8 protein-coding genes are annotated in these 12,843 nt (G+C 42.0%); 6 read left to right on the top strand and 2 right to left on the bottom strand.

Annotation, left to right across the window (positions count from 1 at the left end):
- The first annotated feature begins 114 nt into the window (after positions 1-114).
- The 5 genes from EZ456_RS01860 (at position 115) to EZ456_RS01880 (ending at position 8,972) form a co-directional block, all read left to right on the top strand.
- Positions 115-1,446, top strand: a complete 1,332-nt coding sequence (locus tag EZ456_RS01860) for a sugar porter family MFS transporter (protein ID WP_131526784.1) — start codon at positions 115-117, stop codon at positions 1,444-1,446.
- A gap of 18 nt (positions 1,447-1,464) precedes the next feature.
- Complete coding sequence (locus tag EZ456_RS01865) at positions 1,465-2,355, top strand: carbohydrate kinase family protein (RefSeq protein WP_131526786.1); 891 nt, start codon at positions 1,465-1,467, stop codon at positions 2,353-2,355.
- 31 nt (positions 2,356-2,386) lie between these two features.
- Positions 2,387-5,467 carry a SusC/RagA family TonB-linked outer membrane protein gene (locus EZ456_RS01870; protein WP_131526788.1) on the top strand — a complete coding sequence of 1,027 codons (3,081 nt, stop codon included), beginning with the start codon at positions 2,387-2,389 and terminating at the stop codon, positions 5,465-5,467.
- Between the two features lie 17 nt (positions 5,468-5,484).
- The gene (locus tag EZ456_RS01875) at positions 5,485-7,203 is read left to right on the top strand and encodes a RagB/SusD family nutrient uptake outer membrane protein (RefSeq protein WP_131526790.1); all 1,719 of its coding nucleotides are present in this window, start codon (positions 5,485-5,487) and stop codon (positions 7,201-7,203) included.
- 236 nt (positions 7,204-7,439) lie between these two features.
- Positions 7,440-8,972, top strand: coding sequence for a glycoside hydrolase family 32 protein (locus tag EZ456_RS01880; RefSeq protein WP_131526792.1), 1,533 nt, complete (start codon positions 7,440-7,442; stop codon positions 8,970-8,972).
- 370 nt (positions 8,973-9,342) lie between these two features.
- On the opposite strand, the gene EZ456_RS01885 is transcribed toward EZ456_RS01880, so the two are convergent.
- Together EZ456_RS01885 and EZ456_RS01890 are read right to left on the bottom strand one after the other, a co-directional pair.
- Positions 9,343-9,942: a GIN domain-containing protein gene (locus EZ456_RS01885; protein WP_131526794.1), complete on the bottom strand. Its 600-nt coding sequence runs from the start codon at positions 9,940-9,942 to the stop codon at positions 9,343-9,345.
- A 549-nt stretch (positions 9,943-10,491) separates the two neighbouring features.
- Positions 10,492-11,241 carry a hypothetical protein gene (locus EZ456_RS01890; protein ID WP_131526796.1) on the bottom strand — a complete coding sequence of 250 codons (750 nt, stop codon included), beginning with the start codon at positions 11,239-11,241 and terminating at the stop codon, positions 10,492-10,494.
- Between the two features lie 240 nt (positions 11,242-11,481).
- On the opposite strand from EZ456_RS01890, the gene EZ456_RS01895 reads away from it, so the two are divergent.
- Positions 11,482-12,753 carry an MFS transporter gene (locus EZ456_RS01895; protein WP_131526798.1) on the top strand — a complete coding sequence of 424 codons (1,272 nt, stop codon included), beginning with the start codon at positions 11,482-11,484 and terminating at the stop codon, positions 12,751-12,753.
- Positions 12,754-12,843 lie beyond the last annotated feature (90 nt).

The raw sequence follows: 12,843 nt of genomic DNA on the forward strand, positions 1-12,843 counted from the left end.
CTGTTTTTAAATGTTTTATAATTTGGTTTGAAATTGTATTCTTTTGAAACAAATTTGTTGTCCTTCCTTCCTGTTTTTGCCCAATTTGCAATCCTTAACCAATAATAGACCCTTATGAAAAAACATTCCGTCCTGGCCTGGTCCATGGTCGTAGCCCTAGGCGGCTTTCTGTTTGGATTCGATACAGCCGTTATATCCGGCGCCGAAAAATCCATTCAACAGTTCTGGAACCTTTCCGCATTTGCGCATGGGCTTACCATATCCATTGCACTTATTGGTACGGTGATCGGCTCTCTGGTAGGATCTCGGCCATCTGATTATTTCGGAAGAAAAAACACACTTTATTTCGTGGCTGCTGCATACTTACTCTCTTCCCTTGGTACCGCTCTGGCAGATAACTGGTATATCTTTTTAGTATTCCGCCTTTTGGGTGGCCTGGGCGTGGGCATATCTTCTGTAACCGCACCTATTTATATTTCAGAGGTATCCCCGGCACACAGAAGGGGCCGGCTTGTAGGGCTTTTTCAGTTCAATGTTGTACTGGGTATATTAATATCTTATCTGTCAAACTATTTGCTAAGCCAGGGGGGCGAAGCATCCTGGAGATGGATGCTTGGTGTCCAGGCATTTCCTTCAATAATATTCCTTGTACTAATCTACTTTATTCCAGAAAGTCCAAGATGGCTTATACTCAAACGACATGCCTACGATAAAGCATTGGAAATCCTGCGCATCATAAATCCACTAAACTGCAATGAAGAGCTTGCCGCTATCCGGAAGTCAGGTAAGGATATGCAGCAAGATAAATCTTCGGATGGACTTTTTTCAGGAAAGTACAAAACACCTGTTATCCTGGCCGTGCTGTTTGCTTTTTTTAACCAGGTATCCGGAATAAACGCCATTATCTATTATGCGCCAAGAATATTTGAGATGGCAGGACTTGGAGCACATTCTTCGCTTTTATCCACTGTCGGTATCGGAATGGTCAATTTTATCTTTACGCTACTGGCTATTAATATCATCGATAAAGTTGGTCGAAAAACCTTGATGCTTATTGGTTCTGTAGGCCTTATCGTATCTCTTGGACTTGTTGCATTTGCATTTCTGGGCGGTTCATCCAGCGGTTTCGAAATCCCAATTTATGTAATGCTCTTCATTGCTTTCTTTGCTTTTTCTCAGGGAGCGGTTATCTGGGTATTCATTTCCGAGATCTTCCCAAATCAGGTCAGAGCAAAGGGGCAAACACTCGGCAGTTCTACCCATTGGGTAATGGCAGCACTGATTGCATTCTGCTTTCCATATCTGGCAGAATCGTTTGGAGGTGCAAATATATTTTTCTTTTTCTCTGCGATGATGGTCCTGCAATTGGTATTCGTTTGGAAAATGATGCCTGAGACAAAAGGCAAGTCCCTGGAGCAGATAGAAACCGGAATTGTAATGCACTAAATAAATAAAGACAAGAACATGATTACACCTGCTATATGCTTTGGCGAAATATTATGGGATGTGCTACCTGATGGGCCTATGCCGGGCGGTGCACCGTTAAATGTTGCCTATCACCTCAATAAGCTCGGACTGCCCACTAGTATAATCAGTAAGATTGGCAATGATGAAAAGGGATTGAAACTGGAACGTCTGCTTGATGGCTGGCAAATTAACAAAAGCCTCCTTCAACACGATACGATTCACCCTACCAGCGAAGTGATTGCCCGGGTAGGTAGCAGAAATGAGGTTTCTTATGAAATCGTGTTTCCTGTTGCATGGGATTTTATTGATCACCAGTCCAGGATCGATAACGCACTGCAGTCATCCATATATTTTGTATATGGAAGCCTGGCCTCCAGAAATACGCTTTCCAAAGAAACGCTGTTCAGGTTCCTCGAAAGCGATGCAATAAAGGTATTTGACATTAACCTCCGCCCTCCTTTTTTTAATAAGAGCCTTTTGGCAGACTTGATGAAGCGGGCAGATATCATAAAATTTAACGAGTCGGAACTCCAGATGGTTCAGATACTTTTCGGGGGAAGTTTAGTAAATGAGAGGGAGCAGGTCCGTTTTATACAGGAACGCTTTAATATTCCAGAAGTGATCGTGACAAAAGGGGAATTTGGGGCTTCCTATTATCGGATGGATCAATCTTACCATGCCTGGGGATCTGAGGTAAAGGTTAATGACACCATCGGAAGCGGAGATTCTTTTCTTGCGGCCTTCATTGCCAATCATCAACTGGGATTGTCACCAAAAACCATCATAAAGAATGCGATCGGGATGGGGGCTTTTATAGCCACCAAAAAGGGGGGCTGTCCGGAATATGAGATTGAAGAATACAAAAAATTTATTGAACAAATATTTTAACCAACCATAATACTAACCAAATCTGAATTTTATGAGAAAAATTTTCCTTACCTGGCTTTTTGCCTGTATGGCAACAGGCCTGGCTTTTGGCCAGACTAGGCTAATCAGCGGGGTTGTCACCGACAATGAATCCGTTCCCCTGGAGGCTGTAACGGTAGCTATCGTAGGCACCCAGAAAACAGTGACTACAGATGCCAAAGGCAGTTTTAAAATCGAAGCTTCTACCGGTCAGTTGCTCAGGTTCATCTATATTGGCGCTGAACCATTAACTATTCCCATTACCACAGAATCGGCCAATCTTAAGGTCAAGCTCGACATCGCGATCAATAACCTCAACGAGGTAGTGGTTACGGGCTATCAGAAGGAACGCAAGAAAGACATCACCGGAGCGGTAAATGTGGTTGATGTATCGAAGATCAGGGACATACCATCTGGTAATGCCGTAAAATCCCTGCAGGGAAGGGTTCCTGGTGTGCTTATTACCACGGATGGCTCTCCAACCGGCCAGGCGACTGTAAGGATCCGTGGCATTGGGACCCTGGGCAATAACGATCCACTGTATGTGATCGACGGCGTACCGACCAAGAATGGACTTGAACAGCTTAACCAGAATGATATCGAATCCATCCAGGTGCTAAAAGATGCATCTTCTGCAACCATTTACGGTTCACGCGCCGCAAATGGTGTAATCATCATTACTACAAAAAAGGCCAAGAAAGGCTATTCGAAGATCGACTTCAATGCCTCTACATCCATTCAGAATTATGCTACCAAGCTTAAAACGCTTAATGCTGAGGAAAGAGGCCGTGCCTACTGGCAGGCAGCCGTAAACGATAAGGCCAATCCAAATAATAACCAGATCTATCAGTATGACTGGAACAATAATTTTAACAACCCGGTACTCAACCGCGTAATCTTTCCTGAATATATTGATGCGGCAAAGACTATGAAAGCTGCAGATACGTATTGGTTTGATGAGATTGCACAAAATTCAATCATCCAGTCCTACGATGCAGCCCTGTCAAATGGCGGGGAGAAGGGCAACAGTCTTTTTTCGGTAGGTTATTATGATAACAAAGGCATCGTAAAGGGGTCAAGAAGTCAGAAATATACGGCAAGATTCAATTCCGATTATAATTACCTCGACAACAAGTTAAAAATTGGCGAGAATTTTTCGGCAAGCTATATAAAGAATGCCCAGATACCAGCAAGCGATATCCTTTTTGCTTCGCTCGTGCAGCAACCTGTTGTCCCGGTATATACCGTAAACGGAGGCTGGGGAGGACCTGCGGCAGGAATGACAGACAGACAGAACCCAGTTAGGCTAATAGAGGATAATAAACAGAATACCTATAATTTCTACAGGTTTTTCGGAAATGCATACGCGGATTACCAGATCATTCCCGGGTTGAATTTCAGGACAAATTTTGGTGTAGACTATAATGGTAGCTATCAGCGCCTGTTGAAGAAATCATATGTTTCCGGCTTTTTGGCCGATCCGGCAAACCAGGTGAGCAATTCACAAACTTATCAGGGCAACATCATCTGGCAGAATACCCTTAACTATAAACTCACCAGGGATAAACATAACCTGGAGATACTCGCCGGTCAGGAATACATCAAGAACATCAGCCAGGAATTTTCGGCAAGCAGACAAGGTCTCGCGATCGAAAATATTGACTATGCCTACCTTAACGCAGGTACCACCAATACCCTCAACGGAGGAAGTGGTGCCGGAAATAGGCTGTTATCTTACTTCGGAAAGGTGAACTACAGCTACAACGACCGTTACATTGCCTCTGTAACCCTAAGGAGAGATGGCTCATCACGTTTTGGTAAAGAAAACCGTTATGGTACTTTCCCTGCTTTCTCATTAGGCTGGAGGATGAGTGAAGAAAAGTTCATCAAGGATATGGGCTTATTTTCTGATCTAAAACTGAGATATGGTTGGGGCCGCTCCGGAAACCAGGAGATTCCGAATAACGCTACCCGCTCATTGTATTCTGCTATTTACGGTACGGACCCAACATGGGACTTTGACAAAGGTACAGCATACGATATCACTGGTGCAGGTACAGGCCAACTGCCATCTGGTTTTGCCCTTATCCAGCAGGGAAACGACAACCTAAGATGGGAATCGCTAAAAGAGTCGAATTTTGGTCTGGACTTCGGTTTATGGAACAATAAACTTACAGGATCTGTTGATTATTTTATTAAGAAAACCTCCGATATTCTAATCAGCCCGGCTTACCTGGCGGTACTAGGAGACGGAGGAAATAACTACAGCAATGGCGCTTCGCTTCAGAACAAGGGGCTTGATGCGATTCTTACCTATGAAGATAAGATTGGCGAGGATTTTAACTTTAGCCTGACGGGTAACTTTTCGCTCTACAGGAATAAGGTGACCTATCTGCCTAAAGATGTATTGGCTTCCTATCCGGGCAATGGTACCGATAAAAACGTACTCGGAAGACCTATAAACTCCTATTTTGGATATGTTGCCGACGGCCTCTTTACCTCGCAAGCAGAAGTAGATGCTTATGCCAACCAACCTGGGAAGGGGTTAGGCAGGATTAAATATAAGGATATAAATAATGATGGGGTGATCAACGATCTGGACCGTGACTTTATAGGCGACAATAGCCCTAAGTTCACTTATGGACTGAATGTTTCGCTCAGCTACAAGAACTTCGATATGAGTTTTTTCCTACAGGCCATCAATGTGGACGTTGTGAATGATTTTAAGACCTATACCGATTTTTCTTCGCTTTGGACAGGTACAAACTGGGGCAGCAGAACACTTGATGCCTGGAGCCCTTCAAATCCTGGCTCTACCATTCCGGCGCTCACGCTTGTTGACCGCAATAACGAGGGCAGGTTTTCGACCTATTTCATAGAAAACGGATCTTACCTCAAGCTTCGCAACCTTCAGATCGGTTATAACCTGAAAAAGGCACTGAACATGAAAATACAAAACTTCAGGGTATTCGTACAAGGGAGTAACCTGTTTACCATCAAGAGCAAGTCCTTTACCGGTACCGATCCGGAAATTCCTAATTATGGATTTCCTGTGCCTGTTGTTGGAACCATTGGTGTTAATATCACATTGTAAAATTAGCTATAGAAAAAATGAAAAAATTAATATATACACTGGTATTCTTCGCTACGCTTTTCTTCTCATGCGAAAAAGCCCTTGACGAACCAGCACAGGGTGTGGTTTCAGGAGATGATTTGAACACTCCGCAGAATATTGATAAAATGGTGATTGCGGCTTATTCAGCGCTTGGAAATGATCACTACACCTCACCATACTCGAGCATGTGGCCGTACGGGAGCGTGCGCGGGGGAGATACCTATAAGGGAGGCGATGGTCCCGGCGATCTTTCGGAATTCCATCTTTTTGAGACATTTTCGCTCAACAGGCCTGATAATGCACTTATCGACCAGGTGTGGTTCAGGTTGTATGTTGGTGTCGGTCGGGCTAATGATGCGTTGAGAAGGGTTGATGCCATGTCTGCTACTGATTATCCCAACAAGGTTCAGCGCCAGGGCGAACTTCGGTTTTTAAGGGGCCACTTTTATTTTCTGCTCAAAATCCTTTTCAAATACGTACCCTTCATCGATCAGAATACGCCAAAGGCAGACTATCCAACAATTTCAAACAGGGCCTTGAGTAACGATGCGCTTTGGACAAAGATTGCAGATGATTTTAGGGCGGCCGCAACGGCGCTGCCAGTAGATCAGGCAGATAAAGGCAGGGTAAATAGAAATGCTGCAAAAGCTTATCTCGCCAAAGTACTGTTGTACCAGGCCTATACCCAAAGTGAAAATAATGCGATAAGCGGTATTGATGCTTCTAAATTAAATGAAGTGAATACTTTATGTGATGAGATCATCGCATCTGGAAAATTTAACCTGAGTACCGATTTTGCCAACAACTTTTTAGCTGCTTTTGATAACAGCGCCGAATCTGTTTTCGCCATCCAGTATTCAAAAGATGACGGTACGCCAAAGGGTAGACTGGATTATGGGCATGCGCTTAACTATCCGATGAATCAGGAATATGGATGCTGCGGTTTCAATGTGCCCAGCCACGATCTGATCAATGCCTTTAAAACAGGAACCAATGGGTTGCCGCTTTTCTCGACCTATAATAATAATGATGTTGCCGCTTCCTTAGATTTTCAAAGCAGTTCATTTGATCCACGTCTTGACCACACTGTGGCCAGACCAGGTGCACCCTTTAAATATAAATCAACATTTCTTTTCCAGCGTTCCTGGTCAAGGGCACCAGCTATATATGATGCATTTGCCAGTATGAAAGAGGCCGTGCTTCCCGATGATCCTTCTTTTCAGAAAGTTCCGCCCTTCATCGGAAGTTCCAAAAATTGGGAGATCATCCGTTATTCTGATGTCTTGCTCTGGAAGGCGGAAGCCCTCATAGAGCTTGGAAGGCCATTAGAGGCAGTTACATTAATCAACCAGGTTAGAAACCGCGCGAACTTAAGCCGAAACCTGTTGAAAACTGCTGCGGGTAGTCCCACTTCAAACTATAACGTGCAGACGTATCAGCCTGGGGTAAATTGCGACTGGACACCCGATTTTGCAAGGCAGGCATTGAGGTTTGAAAGGAGGCTTGAATTTGCAGCAGAGGGCTATCACTTTTTTGATCTTGTGAGGTGGGGTATTGCCTCCCAGACTATGAATGCCTATTTTACACTTGAAAAATCAAGAGTAAGCCACCTTTCAGATGCCAGGTTCACTTTAGGAAGAGATGAATATTTTCCAATTCCTTTGAACCAGATCAACTTTAGTGGTGGAGTATACAAGCAGAATAACGGATGGTAGCATTTTAAAGAGGCTGTATCAAAAAAATAAATTTAAGAATTGTTAAAGAATTAAATTTGAGATTTTCGTCATTCCCACGCAGGTGGGAATCTTAAAGCGTAAAAAAATAAATATTAAGCGCATTACGATGCCCAGTCAAGCTGAGCATGACGACTTTCCGAAATATTATTTTGTTAATCAATCAAGAAAATGCTTTTTAATACAGCTTCATTTGCTAAAAATTAAAATAATAAATTATGAAAAACAAATTTATAAAACCGGCGATCTTTCTACTTTGCAGTCTATTTTCTATTGGCGCAAGTGCTCAATCCACCGAAAGTGAAAAATACAGGCCGGCTTTTCATTTCTCGCCAAAGGCACACTGGATGAACGATCCCAACGGCATGGTATATTATAAAGGGGTTTATCATCTTTTCTTCCAGTATCACCCAGGGGGAACAACATGGGGACCTATGCACTGGGGACACGCCGTAACCCGCGATTTATTCAACTGGGAGGAAAAGCCCATCGCACTTTATCCGGATAGTCTTGGGATGATTTTCTCTGGAAGTACCGTAATCGATAAAGACAATACTGCAGGATTTGGAAAGAATGCTATGGTTGCCATATTTACCCATCATAACCAAAAGATCGAGGAGGCAAAGACCGGTTTGCACCAGTACCAGAGTATTGCCTATAGTACAGACGAGGGAGCGCACTGGACAAAGTATAAAGGAAATCCAGTGCTGCCGAATCCCGGGATTACCGATTTCAGGGATCCTAAGGTGATGTGGTTCGAACAGGGAAAGAAATGGATCATGACCCTGGCTACAAAGGATAGAATCACTTTCTACTCCTCCCCGAACCTTAAAACCTGGAAACGCGAGAGCGAATTTGGAGCCAACCTGGGCGCACACGGAGGCGTATGGGAGTGTCCGGATCTGTTTCCACTTAAAAGCAATGGTAAAACAGTTTGGGTGCTTTTGGTCAGCATCAATCCAGGAGGTCCTAACGGAGGTTCTGCAACGCAGTACTTTACCGGAAGCTTTGACGGGAATAAATTCACGCCAAACGCTACCAAAGAGAAGTGGGTGGATTACGGTACTGATAATTATGCAGGGGTTACCTGGTCTAACACTGGTGACCGTAAGATATTCCTTGGATGGATGAACAATTGGCAATATGCCAACCAGGTGCCTACCAAGGCCTGGCGTGGAGCGATGACAATCGCCAGGGAATTATCGCTTGAAAATGTTGGGAACGACTATTACCTTCGTTCAGTTCCTGTAAAGGAAATAGGCCCACTGTTAAAATCTGTGTACAACAGAACTAACTTTTCTATCGGTACGGAGCTAAATCTCTCTTCTTATATCAAATCCCTAAACGGAAAGTTCAAACTTGATTTAGGTATCGCAAAGTTAGAAAAGGTAGATATTGTACTGGAAAACCGTGATAAAGAGCAGCTCATCATTGGTTATGATGAAAAGAATGACAATTATTTTATTGACAGGAGGAGCGCTGGCAATACATCTTTCGAAAAGGGATTTGCTAAAAAACACGTTGCTCCAAGGAGTTCAAAATCAAAAAATCTAAAGCTTAGCTTAATTCTCGATGAAACTTCGGTAGAGCTCTTTTCGGATAATGGACTAACGGTGATGACCGATATTTTTTTTCCACATAGTTACTGGGATACACTGAAGATCCGTACATCTTCAGGTGTTAAATTGAGTGATATTTCGGTTTGGGCGATTGATCTGAAAAAATCGGTAGATAACAGGCACAAAAAGTAGAAAGTTTCCTATTCTCCTATCCGTTCAATTCAGGAGGATTGCTTCCCTATTATCACATTCTTCAAAGTTGAATCAATCAATAAGAAAGGACAAGTTAAAATGCTTGTCCTTTTTTCTTTTCTTTAAACTGAAAATTCCTGACAATGAAGTGGGAATGATAAACGGCACAGATATAATGCAGCCTGTTTGCATAAGTAAAAAAATATATCATTTTAAACAGGCTCTTAATACTTGTTGTTTGCTAAAAGAGATAAACATTTTGATGGGGGTATAGATTTAGGCCCTCAAATATTAATCTCTTGGTTGTCTCAACGCAACAAAAAAAGGGCTGCAAAATATTTTTGCAGCCCTTTTCAATATTGTTGTTAACTTATTTTGCTAATGAAGCAGTTTGTTCTGTAGCAGTTACTGGTGAGCTCATTTGTGTTTTCATTGCGGCAAATCTGTCTAGATTCAATTTTGGTGTGCTTCCCATTACTAAGATATGCTCCCCGGTAGCTCCGCTTAATTTTAAATCGGCACGGCCTTCAATTACAGTGTATAAACTTTCTGTATCTGAATCGATTTCTGCAACCGCATTTCCTTTTAAAAATACCTGAAGGTATTTAGTATCCAATTTGCCAGCAGTTTTTACTAATGCATTTTCAGAAGCCTGTACTCTGTTAATATTTTTTACATAAACTGTAATCTTAGCCGTATTTCTATCTGCCGAACTAATTTTTAATGCATGTCCATCCTGGATCACTTTTACTTTACCAGTGTTATCATCATTGTAGCTTACAGCTTCTTTTTCTCCTTGGATCAACGTAATTTCTACATTTCCGCTTACAATAACTTGGCTGATGTTTTTAGGTGCCGACATTTTGATTGGCTGTTTCTCGCCTGCCATTACACTTGTTGAGAAAATAGCAGAACTTAAAACGATAGCTGCTAATACTGATTTTGTTAGGGTTTTGATTGAGGTTTTCATAATGCTGTTATTTATATTTTTAATTAATATTTTGTGATTGTTTTGTAGATAAGACGCCACTATGGGCGAAACGTTGCAGCAGAAAACACTCAATTATACCAACACAGCTTAATTCTCGACGAACTGGTTTAAAAATCGGGTGAAAAAGAGTTCATTTTATAGATGAATCTATAACTGTGGCTCAATTTTACAACAGGTATTAACCTTAATGTTCAGGATTATGCCGACACGTTAAGTAGTTTAAAGGCTTTGAAAGAAATGAGATAAACCATTAATTTGGTTTAACAGCCTGTTGCCATCGCTAAATGGAGGTCATGATGATGAGCCTTCGGTAGAAAGAAGATGCTGGGGCCGGTTAATCGGCCACCAACTGGTAATACCAATGTTATTAACTTAATCTTTTTTGCCACAGATGTTCATAGATAAACACAGATTTAAATATCGCATCTGTGTCTATCCGTTTTATCTCCCGAACATCGGGACAAGTAGTGGTTGTTTTTTTGCATACACCTCACTTAACATTCTGCCCATTTTCGATTGCTGTGATGGCTAAAATTTAATCGATAGTTTTTCAGAGACCAGAACATTGTTTTTGTAGTACTCGAAGAACCAACTTCCACTCTTTTTTAATATTACACCGTTCGCGTTCCCATTGTTCGAAATATAACAATCCGCTACAGAGGTTTTTAGTAAGGTCATAACAATTTTAGGCGTTGCATCTATCAGTTGGTAGCCATTATTTATAGGCTGTGCATATAATAGTGCTTCTTGTGGTGCTGCTTCGACAGCGATTGGCTGATTAACCGGTACAGGTGCTGTTTTAGCCGCTGCGTTTGCCGGGGCAGGTGTTGGGCTGGTAGCCGCCGTTGGGTTGCCTGCGGCATACTTAAAATCGTTAAAGGATGTAAAAGCGTCTTTCAATGCCAAATTGTAAGAAGTCTCATATTCTTTCTCCCTGCTTTTGCCTGCTTTGCTTTTTATCACTACAGCGCCCTTACAATCTTTAAGTAAAAGGGTAAGATTGGTAACGAACATACTATTGTTTTCTTGTACTTCTACTACCAGGGCCTTGCATCTATCGGTTGCAATTTCTTCTGGTATTTCCGAATTATCAAAATACACCGTAAAACCCTTCTCCTCAAAAAAAGCCTTGGTAAGGGTATTTAAGCCATATTGATTAACCTGTTTGAGAAAACTAAATTTCTCGGGCACAATGATGTATTTGTAATTGGTAGCATTAGACTGTGCCTGTACAGAAAAAGAGATTGCTAAAAAGAGAATAAAAACATATCTTTTCATAACGATTATAATGGAGTTTGGATAAGATTCCGCCTCAATTTATAGAATGAAACGGAGAAAATCAAATTTATCGTTCAGCAACACGTCCACATTAATCAATTACCTCCGGTAGGTAAGCCGCTGGGATGGATCAGAGCTCACTAGGGAAAAAAAGAACAACTATTTATCATAAAAATATTTCTAAATTTAGAAAAAACCCCTTTTTTTATTCCAAAATTAAAACCAATATAAACCTAACATATGCTTAACATTCAAACCACCAAATTATTCTGGGCAAGCTGCCTGGCATTATTGGTTACCTCTCTTTCCTTCGGCATCCGTGCCGGGATAATGAACCAGCTCGGGATCGATTTTCAATTGAGTACCACCCAATTGGGCACCATTACGGCTGCTGCCTTCTGGGGCTTTCCACTGGCTATCGTAGTTGGAGGTTTTGTGGTCGATATGATCGGCATGAAACGCTTGCTGGTAATGGCCTTTATCTTTCACCTGGCCGGAATTATACTCACTATTTTTGCCCAGGGTTATTGGAGCCTGTTTTTATCTACCCTGCTGATCGGCATTGCCAACGGCACTGTAGAGGCCGCCTGTAATCCATTGGTAGCCGCTTTATACCCAGAAAACAAAACCACAAGATTAAATCATTTTCACTTATGGTTTCCCGGAGGCATTGTGATTGGCACATTGCTGGTTATTCTGTTTGTTCAGCTTGGACTGAGTTGGAAGGTGCAGGTTGCCATGATGATTATTCCCACTTTAATTTATGGATACCTATTTTCGAAGTTAGATTTTCCGGTTACTGAAAGGGTATCGTCTGGTTACTCCAGTTCAGATATGTATAAAGCAGTATTTTCCCCATTGTTTATCTTTATGTTCATCTGCATGTTCGGTACTGCTATTACCGAGTTATTTACCGGTCAATGGATAGGTTTACTACTTAAAAATGTAACGGATAATGCCATTTTATTGCTCACGCTCACTACCGGTATTATGGTAATCGGCCGGGGTTTTGCCGAACCTGTGGTTCACCGTCTAGCTCCTCAGGGCGTACTGCTTCTGTCTGCAATATTTGCTGCAACCGGACTTTACATGTTAAGCACCTTTACCGGAAATTCTGTTTTCTTCGCTGCGATCGTTTTCGGTATAGGCGTTTGTTATTTCTGGCCAACGATGATCGGTTTTGTAGCGGAAAATGTTCCTAAATCCGGAGCACTTGGCCTAAACCTAATGGGAGGTGCAGGGATGTTTGCTGTTTCTATTTATACGATGTTTATGGGTAGCTTTTACGATAACCTGATTGTTAAACATTTACCTTCTGGAGCCTCGCTTGATGCTTATTTAAAAGCTCCGGAAAGTTCTGCACCCGCACAGGCGCTTGCCAATGCCAAAAATCTCGCGGGTCCTGAAATTCTGCAGGCTACACTGATTATCCCTGTAATATTGATTGTGGCTTTCGGCGGGCTGGTTGTATACCTTCGTTCACGAAAAAATAGCAGGGCTATAGCTTTATAATTAAAATATAATGACTTTATAAACGCTCGCTTTTAACGCATGAGAAGCATATTTATCTGCAAGTTTATGATGCTAAATCCATCATAACTT

The organism is Pedobacter psychrodurus, from assembly GCF_004331735.1.
GTDB classification, from domain to species: Bacteria; Bacteroidota; Bacteroidia; order Sphingobacteriales; family Sphingobacteriaceae; genus Pedobacter; species Pedobacter psychrodurus.

Excerpts from the sequence above, each read along its gene's own strand:
- EZ456_RS01860 (WP_131526784.1), top strand. The coding sequence starts at position 115 with ATGAAAAAACATTCCGTCCTGGCCTGGTCCATGGTCGTAGCCCTAGGC.
- EZ456_RS01865 (WP_131526786.1), top strand. The coding sequence starts at position 1,465 with ATGATTACACCTGCTATATGCTTTGGCGAAATATTATGGGATGTGCTA.
- EZ456_RS01870 (WP_131526788.1), top strand. The coding sequence starts at position 2,387 with ATGAGAAAAATTTTCCTTACCTGGCTTTTTGCCTGTATGGCAACAGGC.
- EZ456_RS01875 (WP_131526790.1), top strand. The coding sequence starts at position 5,485 with ATGAAAAAATTAATATATACACTGGTATTCTTCGCTACGCTTTTCTTC.
- EZ456_RS01880 (WP_131526792.1), top strand. The coding sequence starts at position 7,440 with ATGAAAAACAAATTTATAAAACCGGCGATCTTTCTACTTTGCAGTCTA.
- EZ456_RS01885 (WP_131526794.1), bottom strand. The coding sequence starts at position 9,942 with ATGAAAACCTCAATCAAAACCCTAACAAAATCAGTATTAGCAGCTATC.
- EZ456_RS01890 (WP_131526796.1), bottom strand. The coding sequence starts at position 11,241 with ATGAAAAGATATGTTTTTATTCTCTTTTTAGCAATCTCTTTTTCTGTA.
- EZ456_RS01895 (WP_131526798.1), top strand. The coding sequence starts at position 11,482 with ATGCTTAACATTCAAACCACCAAATTATTCTGGGCAAGCTGCCTGGCA.